14 protein-coding genes are annotated in these 21,015 nt (G+C 70.0%); 7 read left to right on the top strand and 7 right to left on the bottom strand.

Translation table 11 applies throughout. The annotated features are described in order from the left end of the window. Window positions 1-74: 74 nt before the first annotated feature. A complete protein-coding gene (locus OG266_RS25260; protein WP_371548578.1) occupies window positions 75-926 on the bottom strand; it encodes a hypothetical protein in 852 nt (283 codons plus the stop codon). A gap of 178 nt (window positions 927-1,104) precedes the next feature. On the opposite strand from OG266_RS25260, the gene OG266_RS25255 reads away from it, so the two are divergent. From OG266_RS25255 to OG266_RS25245, 3 genes are all read left to right on the top strand, one after another. Next, window positions 1,105-2,757 carry a recombinase family protein gene (locus OG266_RS25255; RefSeq protein WP_371548576.1) on the top strand — a complete coding sequence of 551 codons (1,653 nt, stop codon included), beginning with the start codon at window positions 1,105-1,107 and terminating at the stop codon, window positions 2,755-2,757. Window positions 2,758-2,843: 86 nt separating this feature from the next. Next, window positions 2,844-3,629 carry an SDR family oxidoreductase gene (locus OG266_RS25250; RefSeq protein WP_371548575.1) on the top strand — a complete coding sequence of 262 codons (786 nt, stop codon included), beginning with the start codon at window positions 2,844-2,846 and terminating at the stop codon, window positions 3,627-3,629. Between the two features lie 207 nt (window positions 3,630-3,836). Further along, window positions 3,837-5,402 carry a sodium:solute symporter family protein gene (locus tag OG266_RS25245; RefSeq protein WP_329547063.1) on the top strand — a complete coding sequence of 522 codons (1,566 nt, stop codon included), beginning with the start codon at window positions 3,837-3,839 and terminating at the stop codon, window positions 5,400-5,402. A gap of 204 nt (window positions 5,403-5,606) precedes the next feature. Here the strand turns inward: OG266_RS25245 and OG266_RS25240 are convergent, their stop codons facing one another. Both OG266_RS25240 and OG266_RS25235 read right to left on the bottom strand, forming a co-directional pair. Next, window positions 5,607-6,722, bottom strand: a complete 1,116-nt coding sequence (locus tag OG266_RS25240) for an ADP-ribosylglycohydrolase family protein (RefSeq protein ID WP_371548573.1) — start codon at window positions 6,720-6,722, stop codon at window positions 5,607-5,609. A gap of 171 nt (window positions 6,723-6,893) precedes the next feature. After that, entirely contained in the window at window positions 6,894-9,518 is a 2,625-nt protein-coding gene (locus OG266_RS25235) for a tetratricopeptide repeat protein (RefSeq protein WP_371548572.1), read from the bottom strand. Window positions 9,519-9,622: 104 nt separating this feature from the next. Here OG266_RS25235 and OG266_RS25230 point away from each other — a divergent pair, with 104 nt between their 5' ends. Then, window positions 9,623-10,153, top strand: a complete 531-nt coding sequence (locus OG266_RS25230) for a DUF2165 domain-containing protein (RefSeq protein ID WP_371548570.1) — start codon at window positions 9,623-9,625, stop codon at window positions 10,151-10,153. Between the two features lie 19 nt (window positions 10,154-10,172). On the opposite strand, the gene OG266_RS25225 is transcribed toward OG266_RS25230, so the two are convergent. From OG266_RS25225 to OG266_RS25215, 3 genes are all read right to left on the bottom strand, one after another. Next, complete coding sequence (locus tag OG266_RS25225) at window positions 10,173-11,249, bottom strand: protein kinase family protein (protein WP_371548568.1); 1,077 nt, start codon at window positions 11,247-11,249, stop codon at window positions 10,173-10,175. Between the two features lie 91 nt (window positions 11,250-11,340). Beyond that, window positions 11,341-12,888, bottom strand: a complete 1,548-nt coding sequence (locus OG266_RS25220; RefSeq protein ID WP_371552943.1) for a LamG domain-containing protein — start codon at window positions 12,886-12,888, stop codon at window positions 11,341-11,343. A 711-nt stretch (window positions 12,889-13,599) separates the two neighbouring features. Then, window positions 13,600-16,185 (bottom strand): bifunctional FO biosynthesis protein CofGH, encoded by a 2,586-nt coding sequence (locus tag OG266_RS25215; protein ID WP_371548566.1) that lies wholly within the window; start codon window positions 16,183-16,185, stop codon window positions 13,600-13,602. A 254-nt stretch (window positions 16,186-16,439) separates the two neighbouring features. Here OG266_RS25215 and OG266_RS25210 point away from each other — a divergent pair, with 254 nt between their 5' ends. Both OG266_RS25210 and OG266_RS25205 read left to right on the top strand, forming a co-directional pair. Next, entirely contained in the window at window positions 16,440-17,114 is a 675-nt protein-coding gene (locus OG266_RS25210; RefSeq protein ID WP_371548564.1) for a hypothetical protein, read from the top strand. 168 nt (window positions 17,115-17,282) lie between these two features. Beyond that, window positions 17,283-18,797, top strand: coding sequence for a CehA/McbA family metallohydrolase (locus OG266_RS25205; protein WP_371548562.1), 1,515 nt, complete (start codon window positions 17,283-17,285; stop codon window positions 18,795-18,797). Between the two features lie 69 nt (window positions 18,798-18,866). On the opposite strand, the gene OG266_RS25200 is transcribed toward OG266_RS25205, so the two are convergent. Beyond that, on the bottom strand, window positions 18,867-19,217 hold the full coding sequence (locus tag OG266_RS25200; RefSeq protein WP_266459935.1) for a hypothetical protein: 351 nt from the start codon (window positions 19,215-19,217) through the stop codon (window positions 18,867-18,869). A gap of 366 nt (window positions 19,218-19,583) precedes the next feature. On the opposite strand from OG266_RS25200, the gene OG266_RS25195 reads away from it, so the two are divergent. Beyond that, window positions 19,584-20,972, top strand: coding sequence for a CapA family protein (locus OG266_RS25195; protein ID WP_371548559.1), 1,389 nt, complete (start codon window positions 19,584-19,586; stop codon window positions 20,970-20,972). Window positions 20,973-21,015: the final 43 nt, after the last annotated feature.

Genomic DNA, 21,015 nt, shown 5'->3' with positions numbered 1-21,015 from the left:
CGACTGGCCCGCCGTCCTAGCCGAGGGGGCTCGGCCTTTTCCCGCCACGCCGGCTCGCCACCGACCCGGTCGCGCTACCTGAGCCGGTCCACGTACTTGTCCGTCCCCGGCACCGTGGGAATGAACGGCGCCACCAACTCGACCTTCCCCAGGCCCACTTCCTCGACGGCCGCGTCCAGCCCGGCGAAGTACCCCTCCCAGCAGTCCCGTGGGTCCGCCTCCAGGAACCACAGCAGCGTCAGCCGCGTGTCCACGCCTTCGACCTGCTTGACGTACGTCATGCGGTCGCCGGGCAGCGGCGTCGGGCGGAAGATCGTGACGAGCGCGGCCGGGGAGCCCGCGAGCCGTTTCGGGAGGTGGCGGGAGCGCAGCCACTCCAGCAACTCGGCCCGCTGTTCGGGGGATTCGGCGTCGATCACTTCAAGGACCAGGCCCGAGTACGGGTGGTCGAGCGCGTGGAAGTCCCGCGGCCCGGAAGCGCCGTCCCGGTACACCGTGGCTTCGTGGTCCTGAAATGCCGTGAAGACATGGGTGCGCTGTTGGAAGACGCGTCCGTCGCGGTTGAGCCGCTTATTGATCCCGACGGTCCACCTCATGTGCTCGTCGTAGCGACCGGCGGTCAGCCAGTAGACCGTGATGTAACAACCGTCCGTGACGGGCTGCGCGACGGCCGACTCGCTTGGATACCGCAGGAGTTGGAGGTCGCGCGTGGCCACCCAGCGGCGCCCCGCGTACATCCAAGGCATGGCCATCGCTCCCGCGATGAAGTGATCGTCCTCATACCATCTGTGGTAGGCGCGTTCATGCCCCTGGTGAGGTTCGACCATCGTGATCAGCGCGTGCCCGACCTCCACCCCGTAGGGCCCGGCCGACGCCAGTTTCCCGTACAGATCTGGATAGGTCTCTTCACGTCCGGCGTCTTGCATGCGCGCTCCCCACCTCTCCCGAAGTCCCTCAAGTCGTTCCTGACGATACGTCAGATACTGCATAGCGGGAATGGATGTGCGATGGGTCAACCGAACGAGCGATATGAGCTCAATGCACCAAAACGCCAACTGGAAGTACCTACGTTCAGGGGTGCATCACGCCACTTCGGGAGGACACATGACCACGCTCGGCAGCACACCAACGGCGAGGACCGATGTCGTGTCGTGGGACGGGGTAACCATCCCCGAACGCGTGCGCAACCGGACTTCGGTCGCACTCACGGTTGGCGTCTCGCTGCGCGCCTACGTTCCGCAACGGCCCGGCTGCTACCTGCGTACCTCTCAGGATCGCCAAGGCGACGAGAAGAGCATCGGCATTCAACTCAACGATGCCGAGGCGAGACGCATCGCCCTGAGCTGGGCGCCATTCGCCGGTGTCTACCGGGAGAACGACACCAGCGCTTTCAAGAAGAAGCGGACGGGGCGGACGGACGGCTCAGCCGACTGGGTCGTCGTCCGCCCCGAGTTCAGGCGTATGCTCGGCGATCTTCTTTCGGGGCGGATCGACGGGGTCGTCTTTTCCGACACCGATCGGTTGGCCCGCCAGCCAAGGGATCTCGAAGACCTGATCGACGTCATCGAGTACACGAAGCGCCCCGCGGTAGGCGTCACGGGCGACCTCAATCTCATCTCCGACGCGGACAGGCACATGGCGCGAATGCTGTGCATCATGGCGCTCAAGTCGTCGCAGGACACATCGCGGCGCGTCGCCCGAAACCACCTGGCGGACGCGGCGGCAGGTGAGCTCACCGGCAGGACGCCCTACGCGTGGAACCCGGACGGCACTCTCAGGCCCGACCGCGCACGTGTGGCCCGGCGCATCTACGAGCAGTTCACGGAAGGCGTCTCCATCACGGGTATCGCCCGCGAACTCAACCGCGACGGCATTCCCTCACCACGAGGCGGAAAATGGGCCCAGCCGACCGTGAAGGCAATCCTGACCAACCCCCGCTATTGCGGGTTCGTCTCGTACGAGGGGAAGCACCGCACGGAGAGCCGGCGTCAGCGGGATGGCTGGGCGCGCGTGCTCATCGGGCAGGACGGCCTGCCTGTGGCCGGCAAATGGGATCCGGTCATCCCCCGGAAGCTGTGGGCAGACACACAGCTTGAACTGGACCACCGCAGGGTGCTCAGCGCGGCGAAGGGAATTCTCGGCAATCCTGAGGGTGTCAACCATCGCAAGTACCTGTTCACTGGGTATCTGCGGTGCGGGGTCTGTAAGGCCCCGATGAGCGCCAAGCGGGTCGCTCAGCGCGGGCACGTCATCTACTACTGCCCGGGCCGAACCCGCAACGCCTGCGGCAAGGTCAGCCGCCGCGCGGAGCCGGTGGATCAGCATCTGGAGAAGCTGGTCGCCGAGTGGGTGCGCGGACGGGCGGCACCCACTCTCAGCGACGGCGCCGCCGCAGCCCCCGAGGAAATGCGGGACACACAGAATCGGATCTCGTCGATCGGCGCCCGCAAGCGCACCCTCATTACTGCATGGGCCACAGGGGACGAATCCGTCTCCGACCTGCGTCCGGACGATTACTACCAGACGATTTCGACCATGAATGCCGAACTCGACCTTCTGGAAAGGAGAGCCGCTGAACACTCGGTGACCGCAGAGGCAACTCGGCGGCGCGACTACGCAGCCGAGTGGAGAAACGGCGGCTTCGAACAGCGCCGTGCACTGATCGGTGAGATCTTCACGGCCGTTCATGTCATGCCGTCCGGCAAGGGGCGAGCCCCGTTCGACCCGGCTCACATCTGCCCTGTCTACGCGACCTGATCAGCACGAGTACGTCACTGGCCTTCTTCCCCGAACACCCTTAATCTGACGCATCGTCAGGTACTGGTAAGCCAGGGAGGCCTCGGATGTCACTGCTCGCGGGCAAGACCGTCGTCGTGTCGGGGGTGGGGGCCGGGCTCGGCCATCAGGTCGCGGCGGCCGTCGTACGGGACGGGGGGAACGCGGTCCTCGGGGCGCGTACGGAGGCGAATCTCGCCAAGTGCGCGGCCGAACTCGACCCGGACGGCGCGCACTCGGCGTACCGGGCGACCGACATCACCGACGAGGGTCAGTGCGAGGACCTCGCCGCGCTCGCGGTGGAGCGCTTCGGGCGGATCGACGGCGTCGTCCATGTGGCCGCCTGGGACAGCTACTTCGGCGGTCTCGAGGACGCCGACTTCGCCACCTGGCAGTCGATCATCGACGTCAATCTGCTGGGGACGCTGCGGATGACCCGCGCCTGCCTGCCCGCGCTGAAGGCGGGCGGCGGCTCTGTCGTCATCATCGGGACGCAGTCGGCGGTGGCCGCGCCGTCGCAGGTGTGGCAGGCGGCGTACGCGGCGTCGAAGGGTGCGCTGACGAGCGCGATGTACTCGCTGGCGCGGGAGCTCGGCCCGCACCGGATACGGGTCAACACCGTGCTGCCGGGCTGGATGTGGGGCCCGCCGGTCCAGGCGTTCGTCCAGTTCACCGCGCACACCGAGGGCGTACCGGAGGCGGAGGTCCTTGCGCGGCTCACCGAGCGGATGGCGCTGCCCGAACTGGCCACGGACGGGGACGTCGCGGACGCCGCGGTCTTCCTGGCGTCCGACCGGGCTCGGGCGATCACGGGACAGTCGCTGCTGGTCAACGCGGGTGAATTGATGCGGTAGCGGCCGATGTGACACCCCTTAGTTGTTCATTCATGTGAACAGAGGTCATCAACCAGAACTTTTTTACTCCCTCTTGACCATACGGGCTGTTGTCGCCGCCATGCCAGCGAACTCACGATGAGCGGGCACTTCGCGGCCTCCTTGGGCTGCGCCGGAAGTGCCGTGCACGTCATCGCAGTTCACAAGGCGGACCCTGGGAGGGGGCATATGAACAGTCTCGACTGGGCCGTGCTCATCGGCTACTTCGGCGTGATGGTCGCGATCGGTGTCTGGTCCCACAAGCGGGTGGACAACGTCAGCGACTTCTTCACGGCCGGAGGAAAGATGCCGTGGTGGCTGTCCGGCATCTCGCACCACATGTCCGGCTACAGCGCGGTGATGTTCACCGGGTACGCGGCGATCGCCTACACCTACGGCGTCACCTCGTACGTCACCTGGTCCTTCCCCATCGCCATCGGCATCGCGATAGGCGCGAAGACCTTCGCGCCCCGCCTCAACCGGGTGCGCTCACGGCTGCATGTGTCCTCGCCGCTCGAGTACCTGAAGAACCGCTACAACCTGCCCACCCAGCAGGCCCTCGCCTGGTCGGGCGTCCTGCTGAAGATCGTGGACGTCGGCGCCAAGTGGGCCGCCATCGCGACCCTGTTGTCCGTGTTCACGGGCGTCTCGCTGAACATGGGCATCCTCATCACCGGTGCGGTGACCGCCATTTACTGCACGGTGGGCGGGCTGTGGGCCGACGCGCTCACCGAACTCGGCCAGTTCATCATCCAGTTCATCGCCGGTATCGCGATGCTCGTCGCGGTCCTCGCCGAACTCGGCGGCTTCAGCCAGTTGTGGAACGTCTGGGACGCCCCCGCGCTCGACGGCCACACCAAGCCGCTGGCCGGCCCGTACATGATGGTCTTCCTGATCGCCTACCTCTTCATCAAGACCTTCGAGTACAACGGCGGCATGTGGAACCAGGCCCAGCGCTACATGGCCACCGACTCCGCGAAGTCCGCCACGCGCTCGGGCGTCCTGTCCGCCTCGCTCTGGCTGGTCTGGCCGCTGGTGCTGTTCTTCCCCATGTGGGTCGCGCCGCTGATCATCAAGACGGACGTGCCGGCGGACTCGTACGCGCTGATGGCCGAGAAGCTGCTGCCGCACGGCCTGTTGGGGCTCGTCATCGTCGGGTTCTTCTCCCACACGATGGCGATGTGTTCCTCCGACGCCAACGCGATCGCGGCCGTCGTGACCCGTGACATCGCGCCCGCGGTCTCGAAGAAGGTCCGCGAGTGGGACACCCGGGCCGGGCTGCTCGCCGCGCGCCTGACCACGCTGCTCTTCCTCGGCCTGTCGATGTCCGTCGCGACGCAGGTCAACTCCGACTTCTTCGGGGACATCATCACGGTGGTCATCAAGTGGGTCGCCGGGCTGATGGGCCCGATCGCGATCCCGCTGATGCTGGGGCTGCTTCCCTGGTTCCGCAAGAGCGGTCCCACGGCCGCCCTGGTCAGCTGGGGCGTCGGCCTGGTCACCTTCTGGCTGGTCAACTACCCGATCAGCTGGAACGTCGACGGTGGCGTCCCGCTGCAGTACCAGGTGTCGATCCCGCTGGCGGTCTCGCTCGTCCTCTACATCCTCATCGGCTACGTGAAGCCGGAGGACACACCGGAACGGGACGAACTCATCGCGAAGATCAACAGCGACGACGGCGGTTCGGGTTCGGCAGCGGCGGCGATCCCGTCCCAGGCGGGCACGGCCAGCCCGTCCGGCGCGGGAAGTCTTTAAGCCTTTGTGATCCGGGGCTGGAGGGTTGGGGGTGGGAGGTTTTCGCCCCCTCCGCCCCTTCCCGTCCCGTTCCTGGGGGCTCCGCCCCCAGACCCCCGTATCGCGCTGACGCGCTCGTCCTCAAACGCCGGACGGGCTGACACCGGGCGTAGCCCGGAAGCATGGGACGGGCAGGGGCGGAGGGGGCGAAAAAACCCTCCGCCCTCACGCCCGCGGGTATCGGGTGAGCCACCCGGGCGACGACCCCCCGGGCCCGTGCAGCGCGGGCCCCTGCGTCATCTCCATCGCGAAGTCGTCCGCCAGGACGAGCATCGTGGGACGGCCCTCCAGCTCGGCCAGCCAGGCCGGCGGAAGGGCCGTTTCGCCGTGCAGGGCACCAAGCAGCCCCCCGGTGAGGGCACCCGCCGCCCCCGAGGGCCCCCCGTGGTTCACCGCGAGGCACAGCCCGTGCCGAACGTCCTCGCCGACCAGAGCGCAGTACACGGCGACGGAGAGCAGCCCCTCCGCCGTACCGTCCCCGGCGAGCTCCTCGACCCGGCTCGGCGTGGGCATGCCCTGCCGTACGGCACCCAGGGCGTGCTGGAGCGCCTCGGTGACCGCCTCCTGCCCCGGACGCGCGGCGAGCATCCCCAGGGCCCGCTGGACGGCCCCGTCGAGGCTCTCGCCGCGGGCAAGGCCGTGCACGATGACGGCGTACGCGCCCGCCGCCAGGTACGCCGTCACATGCCCGTGGGTCTGCGCGGCGCACTCGACGGCGAGCTGCATCACGAGCTGCGGCTCCCAGCCGACGAGGAGCCCGAAGGGCGCGGAGCGGGCGGCGGCCTCGGGGCCGGGCTCGCCCGGGTTCTTGGGGGCGTCCAGGGTGCCCATGGTCTCGTCGCCGAAGCCGAGCAGGCAGGAGCGGGCCGGGTCGCGGCGGGCGTACAGCCACTCCTCGCGGGCCAGCCAGCCGTCGTCCTTGCGGCGCTCGTCGGGCCCCCAGTCGCTCTGGGTCGCCGCCCAGCGGCGGTAGGCCCGGTGGAGGTCGGTGGGCGGGTGCCAGGCGCCGGTGTCACGGCGTACCTGGGCGCGGATCAGCCCGTCGAGGGTGAAGAGGGTGAGCTGGGTGAGGTGCGTGACGGAGCCCCGCCTGCCGTGCCCGAAGGCCAGATCGGTGAGGCCCTCGGCGCCGTACGCCTCCCGGATCTCCTCCAGGGTGAGCCCGTCGAGCGGCGCACCCAGCGCGTCGCCGACGGCCGTACCCAGCAGCGTCCCGCGCACCCGGCTACGGAAGTCCTGCTGTTCGGCACGGCCCCAGACGGCACCGGCTGTCGCACCCACCGAGACCTCCCAGGCACCGTCCGTACGTCCGACTGCCCAGCACTGTAATCGAACGGGAACGGTCGGTTGAGAGGCGGAACGTTATGCGAAATGTGAACCCACTGATCACCTTTGACCGGCGTTCGGTGGGGTTTGCCGGTGCGGTGAGGTGTGCCGAAGGTGGGCTGGGGACTACCGCGCATCCCGTTGCGCCGCGTCGATCCGGTCCAGGAGTGGAGCCAGGCCGGCCCAGTCCGGCGACATGGACCGGATGAGTTCGACCGCGCGGTCAAGGTCGGCACGGGCCTCGGCAAACCGCTCCACACCGATCAGCGCCCGGGCCCGGCATACGAGGATCTCCGCGTTGTCGGGCTGAAGGGTTACCGCCCGGTCGGTGTCGGCCAACGCCCTTACGTAGTCGTGCTGTTGGAGACGGATCTCCGCCCGCTTCCACAGCGCCCAGGGGTATCCCGGCCTGAGTGCGATGGCCCGGTCCAGGTCGGCCAGGCCCTCGTCGAGCCGGCCCAGTTCGCTGAGGCAGGCACCCCGGCTCGCGTGGGCAGACGCGTAGGCGCTGTCGAGTTGGATGGCCCGGTCGAAGTCGGCGAGAGCCTCCTCGTAGCGGCCCATGGAGCAGAGGGCGTCTCCTCGTTCGCCGAAGCCCCAGGTTCCGTCGGGATCCAGGCGGACCACGTGATCGAGGTCCGCGATCTGGCGTTCCTGCTCGCCGAGAGCCCGCCACACGCGGGCCCTGCGGATCAGCGCGAAGGGGTAGTCCGGCCTGATTCCCAACGCACGGTTCAGGTCCGCGAGAGCGTCGTCCAGCAGTCCTAGTGTCTGACGGATGGCTCCCCTGGAGGCCCAGGCGAAATGGTGTGACGGGTCGAGCTCGATCCCCCGGTCCAGGTCCCTGACCGCCTCGTCGTCGTGCCCCAGGGCGCGGTGGTACTCGCCGCGCAGGGAGACGGTCTCGGCATGGTCGGGTGCGAGCGTGTCGGCCCGGTCCAGGTCGGCGATCCCCGCCTCGAAGTCGCCGAGGCCGCCGCGGCTGAACGCCCTGCCGCGGTAGGCCCGCGCCAGTTCCCGATCGAGGGCGATGGCCCGGCCGTACTCCGCCACCGCCTGCTCGTACGCGCCGCTGTGCCGCAGCGCGCGGCCCCGCACCGTCCGGGCGAGCGCCTGTCGCGGTTCGTCGAGCCCTCCGGGCCGGTCGAGGAGCAGCCCGAGCGCGGTCACCACCCCGCCTTCGGCGAGCGCCCCCAGCAGGTCGCGCCCCCACTTCCGTACTGCCTCCGCGTCCGCGTCCTCGCCCGCTTCCACCATGGCCACGGCCCAGCGGCGGGCGGAGACGTCACCGGCGTCGCAGGCGTCGACGAAGTCCCGCAGCACCACCGGCAGCGCGGCCCGCGCTCCCGCACACAGCAGGTGGTACGACTCCGCGAGCCGAAGCTCGCGCCATGCCGCGTCCGACCACAACTCATCTTCGTCCAAGCCGACTTCGGCCTCGGACCGCCACCCTCCGAACGTCTCCGCGAGCCGCGCGTGCCGCTCCGCCCACCCCCGTGGGGAGTGCCGCCGCTGCAACCGCAGCATCGGGGCGCGTACGACGTCGTGGTACTGGACCCGGTCCCCGCGGTCGCTGACGAAGGGCAGCGACCGCAGCCAGCCGAACAGCGCCTCGGCCTCTTCCTCCGGGCAGCCCACGGCGGCCCGGAACACGTCCGCGTCGAGGCGCCGGGGCAGCGCGCAGGCGAGGGCGGCCCCCCGACGTACCGGATCCTGCTCCCACTTGAGGAACCGTTCGACGGCCGTCGCGCTCGGGTCGCCGATGTCGTCGGGGTCGGTGGGCCGTGCCTCGGCCAGCGTGGACACCAGCACCGGCAGCCCGCCCGTGAGCCGCAGCACCTCCTCCACGACCGGCTCGGCCACCACGCCCCTGTCGGCGAGCAGCCCCCGCGCCTCGGCCTCGGTGAAAGGCCCCAGCGGGAGGTCCGTCACGAAGTCCGCGAAGCCGCCCCAGCGGGCGGTGTCGAAGGCCCGCTGGCCGGCCGTCACGACCACGGTGTTGGCCGGCAGCGAGCCGCCGTACCGGTCCGTCGTCATCACGTCGTGCAGCCAGCCGTCGAGGAACGGTCCGGTCCGCTCGTACGTGTCGAAGAACAGCACGAGCCAGGGGGCCGCGTCGGCGGCTTCGGCAAGTTCGGTGAGCAGGACGGGTGTGAGGACGCGCTCGGGCGACAGCACCAGCTGTACGTCCTCCTGGTTGCGGAAGCGGGCACTCAGCCCCGCACGCAACCGGTCGGCTCCTTGGGCGAGTTGGGCCGGGTCGATGGCTCCGGCGAACGCGCCGACGCCGGGCACGAGACCCAGCCCGACGAGTCCCGCGCGGGCGGCGGTCATGCCGGCTGCCGAGGGCTGGGGTCCGAGCGTCTCTACGGTCTCCACGACCGTCGACTCGGCCTCGTGCCGCCGCTCCCGATGCGTGGCCAGCAACCGGTCGAGTTCCTTGAACCGATGCCCCTGCCGTGCGAACCGGTCGCTGATGGCCGCCATCGCCTCGGGCACACTGCCCGCACTCTCGTCGACGTAGGCGGTCAGCGCCCCGCGCTCCCGCGCGAGCTGCTCCAACTCCCGTACCAGGAAGGACTTTCCGACCCCCGCGTTGCCGTGCACGTGGAACAGGAACCGGTGCCGCTCGTCCTCCGGCGGCAGTTCGAGGTTCTCCCGGAACGCGGCGCGCTCCGCACCCCGCCCGACGAACCCGCGCCGCGTGCGGCCCGTGATCAGCTCCCGCATCGAGGGCCGCGCCCGCACCATCCGCCCGTCTCCTCCGCAATCGCCTGCCCGGACCGGCTCCAGTCTGGCCCAACCCACCTGAAGAGGCATGGTTGTTGACCGTCCCACAGGGCCATATTGGGATCATGCCTGTATCCAGAACCCCCCACTCCACCGTCCTCCACCTCACCTACACCCTCCTCACCGCAACGGTCGCGCTCTACATCTCCCTCGTCGCCTTCAGCAACATCACTGACTTCGGCACCAACCAGCAGTTCGTACGCCATGTCCTCGCGATGGACACAACGTTCAAGGACGACGACCTCATGTGGCGGGCCATCACGTCACGCACCTGGCAGGACGCCGCGTACATCGCGATCATCGCCTGGGAGACCCTCGCGGCCCTCGTCCTCATCGCCGGCACCTTCCTCTGGACCCGCCGCGACCACACCCGCGCCCGCTCCGTCTCCACCCTCGGCCTGCTGATGCTCCTGCTCCTCTTCGGCGCCGGTTTCATCGGCATCGGCGGCGAGTGGTTCGTCATGTGGCAGTCGGGAGACTGGAACGGACTGGACGCCGCGATGCGGGTGTTCCTGCTCAGCGGGGTCGTGCTGCTGGCCATCCATCTGCCGTTCGGGACGGGCACACGGGAGAGCGGAACGGGAAGCTCCGGCTGACAGTCGGCCGCGCCCGCCGCTACCCCGCTGAACGACCCCCCGGCCTGGCCCGTTCGATGTCGGCCGCCGGATACGGTGTCCGCTTGCTCACCGTGATCAGGCCGTGGTGGAACCCGTCCAGCACGGCGGCGGCGCGTGCATGCCGGTCGATGATCGCGGCGATCGCGGGCGGGACCCCCTCGGGCCTTCCACCCGCGATCCAGTTGTGCAGAAACGCCTCGTGTTCCGCCGTGCCGCGCAGGCCGTCGGGCAGATGGTGGCGAAGCAGATGGTTCACGACGTAGCAGCCGTCATAGGCGTGATGGTCGGCGAGGAACTCGGCCTCGTTCTCCGAGAGTTCGAACCCGGAGCTCAGGGCGAGGCCGAAGTCCGCGAAGTAGATCAGCCGGCCGTCGGTCAGGACGTTGTTGAAATGGGCGTCGAAGTGGACGAGCCCGCGGGAGCTCATGAAGGCGGCACCGCGCGTCACGGCTTCCTCCGCCCACTCGTACCCCGGGATGTCTTCGCCTGCCGGAGTGGCCTTCCGTCGCTCGCCCAGCCACTCGCCAAGGGTCTGAGGGACGTGTTCCAGGAAGACGGCGAGACTGAAGGAGGACCGGCCGATGGCCTCCAGTCGCTCACGGACGGCCGGGGCGCCCTCCCAGTGCGCGACCGCCCCGTCGATGCCTCCGAAAACGTCGGCGAATCCCTGGGGAGGAGAGTCCGGCAGGACTCGCCAGTGGTACATCAGCGGAAAGCCCTCGTACTCGTTCCCGAGAACCCAGTTGGTGGTCATCGTGTGCACGGCCAGCTCGCGCCAGGCCCCGAATCCGGCCGAGCCCACCCCGTACTGGTAGAACATCGGCAGCCCGAAGAGGTTCGCGGTCGACCGTACGTTCTCCGGCCGCATCTCGAGGTCCGTCAGAGGCACTCGCTTGACGAAGACCCGGGTCCCGCCGACCTCTAGCTCGGCCGACCTGCCCCCGATGCCGGACCCGAGAGGGGTGGCCGCGGCCACGGCTTCGCCGAGTCGACGGTCGCTCAGCAGCGACAGGTGCGTGGAAACGGCTCCGTACGTGGCCAGACGTGCCGCATACCGCGAGTCCGGGTGGTCCATCAACATCTCCTCCGCTGTCACGCAAAAACCGGTCGCCGCCGCCGTACACGAGGGCGGAGGCGACCGGTCCAGTTTCAGCGCCCTGTGCAGCTCAGCACAGGCAGGGGTCGGTGCCCGAGCCCAGGCCGATGATGTCGCGGTCCCTCAAGGCCCCGCTGTACGCCTGGACTTCGTCGACGTCGCCGTGGAGGTACTCGCCCCAGCCGTCGCCGACGTGTCCGCGACCCACCTGAAGCGGTCCGGAGCTGTGCCAGCCGTTCGGGAAGGACGCGGTGGCACCCGCGTTGGTGTAGCCGTCCAGGTAGAGCTTGATCCGGTCGGTGGCGTCGTCGTAGACGACCGCGAGGTGGTGGCCCTGCCCCTCGCCGCCGTCCGCCCCCGTGATCTGGGAGACCACGGTCTCGGCGGCGCCCGCCTCGTCCTTCTCCGGCATGACCAACTGCCAGGAGTACGTGGAGGGGTCGTAGCGCACCTTGAAGGCGTCCGTGTGCTCGCCGGCCTGCGACAGCACGGTCATCGGGCCGGAGGGCTCGGAGTCCGTCAGCCGTACGACGACGCCGATGGTGAAGCTGTCCGCGGTGTCCAGGAGGGCGGCGTCCGTGGCCGCGTAGGCCGTTTCGCCGTCCAGCTGGAGGTGGCCGTCGCCGACGAGGGCGTAAGGCACGACGGGGCAGTCCGGGTCGATGTCCGGCAGGCAGGAGTTGTCCGGGCCGCGGTGGATGACCGCGCCCGCGCCGAGCTTCAGCGGCACTCCGCCGCTCTGCTCGGGGCTGACGCCGTCCGACGCCGTCTCCAGGGACCAGTGCCCCAGCAACTGAGGCTTCTGCCGGGCGAGTTCGGTGGCTTCGGCGGGTACGACGACACGGTCGTAGGCTCGTACGTCGCCGATGTCACCCTGCCACGCCGACACCCCGGCGCCCTGGCCGATCCGGAATGCGCCGGTTGTCTCCGCGGGCGCCGCCTGCGTCTTCGTACCGGTCTCGTAGCCGTTGACATACAGCTGCGCCGTGCCGGTCTCGGCGTCGTAAAGGCCCAGGACGTAGGCCCACTCGCCGCTCTCCGGAACGCCGCCCGAGACCTCCTGACCGGCGACGGTGAACGACCAGACCGGGCCCGCGTCGCCCGCACGCAGCCCGAGGGTGGCGCCGTCGGAGCCCTGGCTCGCCACCGCCATGTCCCGGTCGGTGCGCTCCGGGCGTACCCACGCGCCGACCGCGAAGGTCCCGCCCGTGTCCACGACCGGGGCATCAGGGGTCAGGAACGCCTGGTCACCGCCGTCGAGGTGGGCCGTGGTGGTGAGGCCGGTGCCGGCCGGGGCGGTTCCCCCGAAGGTCACTCCGGAGCCGGCGCGCGCGTCGGTGCCCGACTCGGCGTCCGCGCTCGTGGCGCCCGCCGCGTCGGTGAGCTTCCACTGGGCGACCGGGGCGCGGCCGGACTGCACCCGGAACCAGTAGGTGGTGGTCGAGCTGCTGCGTCCCGAGCGGTCGATCGCCCGGACGGTGAGGTAGTCGGGACCGGACCTCAACGGCAGGAAGCGGATCGTGGCGGGCCCGCCCGGCTCGTCGGGGCGGGCGGTCGCGTAGGGACCGCTGATGAAGTTGTAGCGGTACTCCACGACGTCCGGTGAGGGAGAGTCCATCGTGAAGCTGCCGTAGACGCCGACGCCGTCCTGGATCTGCTCCTCCGGGTAGTCCGGGGACGTGACGACCGCCCGGTCCGGGCTGACGTCGTCGATCACGAACTCGCAGACCGAGCCCTCGCCCTCGGAGCTCCAAGCGGAGGCCGCTTTCCCGTCGTTGGCGCGGACGTGCCACGACACGACGGTGTTCGCCGGGATGTCCTCCGGCATCCGCCAGAGCTGCCTGCTGCCCGACAGCGTCTCGTACGTGGTGTACGTGCGGCGCTGCTCAGCCCCGGTCGAGTCCGTCCACCAGGCCTCGAACTCACCCTTGACCATGTTGGCCTCGACGGGCTGGTTGTCCTCCTCGGGGTCGTACAGCACGGCGCTGAGCATGGGCGGCGTCGCGACGTACGGCTTGTCGTCGCCCGTCGCGCACGGCTTGCTCCCGGTCTGCAGATCCTGGACGACCGGCTGCCTGGGCGGCAGATTGTCCGCGGCGTGCGCCGTGCCTGTCGCGGCCGTCACGAGCGCTGCCGCACAACACCCCACCGCCAGCCGTCTGAGGCCGCCGAGTGTTCCGTTCCTGGCCAAGTGCCCCTCCCCTGTGAGTTCCTGTGCCTCGTGGATCACACGAGCCACAGGAAGTTAACAGGAGTCACCGACACCACCGAAGCGGATTTCTCGCCGGGCGAGGGGCGCTCTCCGGCCACGAGCTTCCCAGGGAGAACCTCAGTCCAACACCGGCAACAACTCCGGCAGATGCCCGTCCGAAGCCGCCGCCGCCCGCTGCCGTTCCTCCGGCACCTCGCCGTACAGGGTCGTACGCGGCTTCGCCGGGCGCCCCGCCGCCTCGGCCACCGCGATCAGGTCCTTGACGGACTTGTACGAGCCGTAACTCGACCCGGCCATACGGGAGATGGTCTCTTCCATCAGCGTGCCGCCGAGGTCGTTCGCACCGGAGCGGAGCATCTCCGCCGCGCCCTCGGTCCCCAGCTTCACCCAACTGGTCTGGATGTTGGGGATGTGCGGGTGGAGGAGGAGGCGGGCCATGGCCATGACCGCGCGGTTGTCGCGCATGGTCGGGCCGGGGCGGGCGATCCCCGCCAGGTACACCGGCGCGTTGGTGTGGATGAACGGGAGGGTCACGAACTCCGTGAAGCCGCCGGTCTGTTGCTGGATACGGGAGAGGGTGCGGAAGTGGCCGAGCCAGTGGCGGGGCTGGTCGACATGGCCGTACATCATCGTGGACGAGGAGCGGATGCCGAGTTCATGGGCCGTCGTGACGACCTCGATCCACGTCGCTGTCGGCAGCTTGCCCTTCGTCAGGACCCAGCGGACCTCGTCGTCGAGAATCTCGGCCGCGGTGCCGGGGATGGAGTCGAGGCCCGCCTCCTTCGCCGCCGACAGCCATTCGCGGATGGACATGCCGGTGCGGGTGGCGCCGTTCACCACCTCCATGGGCGAGAAGGCGTGCACATGCATCCCGGGGACGCGTTCCTTCACCGCCCGCGCGATGTCGAAGTACGCCGTCCCGGGCAGGTCGGGGTGGATCCCGCCCTGCATGCAGACCTCGATCGCACCGACGTCCCACGCCTGCTGGGCCCGGTCGGCGACCTGGTCGAGGGAGAGGGTGTACGCGTCGGCGTCCGTGCGGCGCTGGGCGAAGGCGCAGAAGCGGCAGCCGGTGTAGCAGACGTTGGTGAAGTTGATGTTCCGGGTGACGATGTAGGTGACGTCGTCGCCGACCGCCGACTTGCGGACGTCGTCGGCAATACGGCAGAGGGCGTCCAGGGCGGGGCCGTCCGCGTGCAGCAGTGCCAGGGCCTCGTCGTCGGTCAGGCGGGTCGGGTCGTCGGCGGCCGTCGCGAGCGCGGCCCGGACGTCCGTGTCGATCCGCGACGGCACCATCCCGGGCGCCGCCGCCTCCCGCAGCGACTCCCAGTCGCCGTACACGAGGTCGAAGTCCTCACGGCGGTCGCCGGTACGGCCCTCGGTGTCGATCGACACGTGCAGATCCGTACGCCCCGAAGACGTGAACGCCTCCTCGGGCTCCTGCCACGGGTGCCCCTCGACCACCGCGTCCGGCAGCGCGAGCCCCGACGACGAGTCGGCGAGAGCCCGTACGTGCGGCAGCAGCCGCGGGTCCAGCCACGGCTCGCCGCGCTGCACGAACTCCGGGTACACACAGAGGCGTTCGCGCAGCTCGAAGCCGGCGGCAGCGGATTCCGACTTCAACAGGTCGATCTGCGGCCACGGACGCTCCGGGTTCACATGGTCGATCGTCAGCGGCGACACCCCGCCCCAGTCGTCGATCCCCGCACCGATCAGCCGCCCGTACTCGGAGTCCACCAGGTTCGGCGGCGCCTGGAGGCAGGCGGCGGGACCCATGATGTGCCGGGCCACGGCGACGGTGGCGACCAGCTCGTCCAGCTCGGCGTCCGGCATACCGCGCATCGCCGTGTCCGGCTTGGCGCGGAAGTTCTGGATGATCAGTTCCTGGATGCCGTGGTACGAGCGGGACACGCGGCGCAGCGCGAACAGCGACTCCGCGCGCTCCTCGTACGTCTCCCCGATCCCGATCAGGATCCCGCTGGTGAACGGGACGGAGGAGCGGCCCGCGTCCTCCAGCACCCGCAGCCGTACGGCGGGCTCCTTGTCCGGTGACCCGTAGTGCGGACCGCCCGGCTCGGACCACAGGCGGGTCGCGGTCGTCTCCAGCATCATGCCCATCGACGGGGCCACCGGCTTCAGCCGCTGGAAGTCCGTCCACGACATCACACCCGGGTTCAGGTGGGGCAGCAGCCCCGTCTCCTCCAGGATGCGGATCGAGATGGCCCGTACGTACGCGATCGTGTCGTCGTACCCGTGCGCGTCCAGCCACTCGCGCGCCTCGGGCCAGCGGTCCTCGGGCTTGTCGCCGAGGGTGATCAGCGCTTCCTTGCAGCCGAGTTCCGCGCCGCGGCGGGCGATGTCGAGGACCTCGTCCGGGGACATGAACATCCCGTGTCCCGCCCGGCGCAGCTTGCCGGGGACCGTGACGAAGGTGCAGTAGTGGCATTTGTCCCGGCACAGGCGGGTGAGCGGGATGAAGACGCTCTTCGAGTACGTGATGACACCGGGGCGGCCCGCAGCCTCCAGGCCCGCGTCCCGCACCCTGGCCGCGGACGCGGTGAGGTCGTCGAGGTCGGCGCCGCGGGCCTGGAGCAGCACCGCGGCCTCGGTGACGTCGAGGGCGACGCCGTCACGGGCACGTTTGAGGGCGCGACGCAGCGAGTTCTCGGTGGGACCGGTTCCGGAGGTCGCGGAAGTCGTCATCCATTGAGCATACGTTCGGGCGATCACGGCTGACTTGAGTGCCCGATTCGTCCCGCACCGCAGGTCGTTACACGGTGGCACTGGAACCGGCGGCTCCGGACACGTAGGCAGCAGTCGCGGGTCCGGTGAACGTCCCGGAGGGCGGCTCCGTCGTAGGGGTGATGAGGGGGGCGGCCAGGGACATCGGTGGGAGCCGGCCGCACCACGCCGTGGCGGCGCTGCGAACCGAACTGGGCAACGTGGGGGGATCTGACATGGCGGAGCCGACGGCATGGGAGGAGGAGCGGCTCCGGGCCGCCCTTGCGCTGATCGGGGATGCCGTGGCGGGCCCGGATCCGGCAGCCGCACCGGGGCGGCGCCCTGACCCGGTGACTCCACCCGCGCCCTCCGCGACCCCGTCCCGGGTACGGCCGCCCGAGCGCGCGTCCCACCGGCGCCGGCGCCAGGCCCTCATCGGCGGCGCGCTGGCCGCGGCGGTCCTGTGCGCGGCCCTGCTGATCGACGGCGGCTGGTTCCGCGAGACGCGGTCCGGTACGGCCGGTGCTGCGGCGGACGAAGACGGCGTGGGCCAGACCTACGCCGAGGGCATCGCCTGCGCACGCCTCATCGTCGAGGGAGACGTACTCGACGTGCGTCCGGCTCCGCGGACGGGCCGGGTCCTGCTCACCTTCGCCGTCGCCGACTGGATCAAGCCCGGTCGGGGCAGGAGCACGATCGAACTCGACCTGGTCGACCCGACCGCGGCAGAGGTCGAGGAGCCCTTCGGCAAAGGGCAGCATCTGCTCCTCGTGGTCCCGGTCCGCGAGGACCTGGAGGCGGACGCCTCCAGCGGGACGGAGCTCACCCGCATGCGCAAGATCATCGACAGCAACTGGGCCGAGGCAGCCAGGACCGAGTGCCCGCCCTATTGGAAGGGCACGCAGAGCTGAGGGCACTACCTCTGTGTCCGGCTCTGCGACCGACTCTGCGCCTGACCGAAAGCTGTCCATCCCCTTCCCTTGCACCGCAGTTCACGGCCGGATAGAAGCCTTGTACATGCCACCCGCACGCCATCCCCCCACCACCCATGTCACTCACGACGTCTTGGGAGCAGCAGCATGTGTGAGGACGACCACGGCATAGGCAGACGCGCTCTGATCGTGACGGGAGCGACCGCTGCGCTTACGTTGGGAAGCGTGACCTTCTCACCCGGGTACGACGCGGAAGCGGCGAACGAGCTGGAGACGAGGACGGTGCGCGGCACGCTGCCCACCGGTTCGCCGGACTTCGTGTACCTACCGGTGGAAGTCCCGGCCGGGGTACGGGAGCTCAAGGTCGCGTACTCCTACGAGAAACCGGCCGTCCCGGTCGGCACGCAGGGCAATGCCCTGGACATCGGCATCTTCGACGAACGCGGCACCGCACTGGGCGGCAAGGGCTTCCGCGGCTGGTCGGGCGGCGCCCGCACGGAGTTCTTCATCCGCGCGGACGACGCGACGCCGGGCTACCTCCCCGGACCGGTCCGCGAGGGCACCTGGCACATCGCCCTCGGCCCGTACACGGTGGCTCCGCAGGGACTGCCGTACGAGATCACGATCACGCTCGCGTACGGGGAGCCGAGTCCCGCCGTGAAGCCGACGTACCCGCCCCCGCGTGCCAAGGGCAGGGGCCGCGCCTGGTACCGCGGCGACTGCCATCTGCACTCCTGGTACTCCGACGGCCGCCGCACCCCGGCCGAGATCGCGGCCCTCGCCCGTGCCGCGGGCCTGGACTTCATCAACACCTCCGAGCACAACACCCATTCCGCGCACGCCCATTGGGCGGACCAGGCGGGTGACGACCTGCTGATCATGCTGGGCGAGGAGGTCACGACGCGCAACGGTCACGTTCTCGCCCTCGGCACCGACCCCGGCACCTTCATCGACTGGCGTTACCGCGCCCGCGACAACCGTTTCGGCAAGTACGCGCGGGAGATCCGCCGCTCCGGCGGCCTCGTCGTACCCGCCCACCCGCACGCCACCTGCATCGGCTGCAACTGGAAGTTCGGGTTCGGGGAGGCGGACGCGGTCGAGGTGTGGAACGGCGCGTACACCCCCGACGACGAGGTCGCCCTCGCCGACTGGGACGGCATGCTGGTCGCCTCGGTGCGGGAGGGCCGCGACTGGATCCCGGCGATGGGCAACAGCGACGCCCACCGCGATCCCGACCCGGTCGGCCGCCCCCAGACGGTCGTCCTCGCCGACGACCTGACCCGCGAGGCCGTCCAGGAGGGCATCCGGGCGGGCCGCTCGTACGTGGCCGAGTCCCAGTCGGTGTCGCTGGCCTTCACCGCGTCCGGCACGAAGGGCGAACACGCGGGAATCGGCGAGCGGTTGAAGGTCGGCAAGGACACCCCGGTCACCATCCGCCTGGAGGCCACTGGCTCACCCCGCTGCACGGTCCGCTTCCTCACCGACCAGGGCGTCCTGTTCACCAGCGACCCGCTGCCGGTGGACGGCTCAGGCACGGTCGAGTGGCGTACGACGGCTTCGTACGCGGCGTACGTACGGGCCGAATTGCGCCATGAGGTGGTGCTCGCGCCGTTGCCGGGAGCGTTGGCGGCGTTCACGAATCCGATCTTTCTGGGGCGTTGACCTTGGCTGTATGAGGGCAGCATGGAAGGGATCCCGCCGGTGATTCCGGCGGCGCCCCTTCCTCGCCACTCAGCTCTCCGTGCGTACCGCGCGCCAGGCCGTGTCCAGGGCGGCGAGAAATGCCGCCTGGTTCGAGCGTTGGAACCAGTTGAAGAGAATCAGCTGCGACTGTCTGCCGATCTTCCACTTCGGGGGGTCCGCCCAGTAGCTCAGGTGCGCGGGGTCCGCGTCTGTCGCCAGGTAGACGTAACCGTTGACCCACACGGTGGGAGGCTTGGACACCGGTTGGACAAGATCGGTCAGAGCGACGACGGACCCCTTGACGCCGCCGATCCTGGCAAGCAGGTCCCACTCGATCTCGATCCGGTCGTCGTACAACGTGGCCTTGGCATTGAAGCCCTTGAACGTCTGCGGGTTCACGATCTCCTCCATGTCCGAGCACGGCAGGGGAAGCCGACTGTGGCGTCACCAGGACTTCACGGCGTCCCAGTTCGACCTCGCCCGCGCTGCCGACGGACGAACGGACACCGCTCGTTGAGCTCCAACCCGACTCTATGTGTCCCCAAGTAGCCAGGACGGCAAGCAACTTGAACAGAACGCCGAATCCGACGCTGCCGCACCCACACGTCCACTCTCGACCGACCCGGCCACCTTCGGTACCTTCCTCCGCGCCCCTCAAGCGGACCCACGGCTGAAGGCCGCCAGGGCTACCTTGGCCATGTGAGGAGGTGCTCCGTGGGAATGCGGTCACGGCGGGAGGTACTGGCATGGGGGGCCGCTGCGGCGATGACCGGATGCGCCGACGGTTCCCCGGACCGTCGACCACAGCCGAGTAGGCCCTCGCCCGTACCGTCCCCTTCTGCCCCTCCCCGGCTCCCGCTCGTCCTTGCCGTCCATCCGACACGGGCCGCAGGCCTGTCCGCCGACCCGGCGCTCCTGGGCCACGTACGGTCCGGCCGACAGCTGACCTGGCAGCAACTCGGCGGCACGGGCGGGGTCGCGCGGGTGGTCCGCGGACCGCACGCGGAGGACTCCGGCGCCTCCGCGCCCTCCGACACGGACGCGGTACTGGCCGTACAGCGCGACCCCGACACGGTGGCCGTAGTACGGGCGGACGCACTCGGCCCCGGCGTAGCGGCGCTGCCCGTCGACGGCCGCGACCCCGTGACGGACCCCCGCGGCTACCCCGTGACGGTCGACGCCGAGGCCGGTCCGGGCGCGGTCGCCACGACTCTCTGGACCGGCGACATCATGCTGGGCCGGCGGGTCGGCATCGAGATCGCCGCGTCCGGCGACCCGGCGCTCCCCTTCTCCCGGACCGCGCGCCGCCTCGCAGCGGCCGACCTGACCGTGGGGAACCTGGAGTGCGCCCTGTCCCGGGCGGGGCCTGCCACCCAGGGCGGCGACTCCTTCGCCGCCGACCCGGCCTCCCTCTCCGGCCTACGCGAGGCCGGTTTCGACGTCCTGACCTTGGCCAACAACCACCTCGGCGACTTCGGCGCGGAGGCCCTGCGACGCACGGTGAGCAGCGCCCGGTCCGCCGGGTTCACGACCGTAGGCGCGGGCGAGAACCTGACCGCCGCCCGCGAACCGGCCATCGTGCGCGTGGGAGCCGTACGTTTCGGAATCCTCGCCTTCAACGCGATCGGCGAGACCCCGGCGGCGGGCCCCACGAGCGCGGGCGCGGTACGGCTGCGGATGCCGCCCCGCACCGGCCCCCTCTCCGCCTCCGACCTGGCCGCGCTGGAAACCTCGGTCCGCGCCCTGCGCGCCCGCGCCGACGTGGTGGTCGTCTGCCCGCACTGGGGCGAGCAGTACACGCACCGCCCGGTCGCGGCCCAGCACACGGTGGCCCGCCGGCTCGTCGACGCGGGCGCCGACGCGGTCATCGCCTCGCATCCGCACTGGGTGCAGGGCATGGAGCTGTACAAGGGCGCACTCGTCGCCCACTCACTGGGCAACTTCATCTTCGACATGACCTTCTCCCGCGAGGTCCAGCAGGGCGTGGTCCTTGAGCTGGTGTTCTGGGGAGCGAAGGCGATGGCGGCCCGGCTGCTGCCGGTGGCGATCGGGACGCGACACGTGCCGTACTTCCTGGAGCCGGCGGGCAGCGAGGCCCGCGAGATCCTGGCCGACGTGTGGCGAACAAGCGGCGAGCCTTACAACGCCCTATAAGGAGTGCCCCGTTAGGGGCGCGGGGAACTGCGCGAGCAACCAC

Origin of the sequence: Streptomyces sp. NBC_00554 (assembly GCF_041431135.1) — a bacterium.
Lineage (GTDB): Bacteria > Actinomycetota > Actinomycetes > Streptomycetales > Streptomycetaceae > Streptomyces.
Note: the sequence above shows the minus strand (reverse complement) of the source record. Positions and strands in the feature narration are given on the sequence as shown.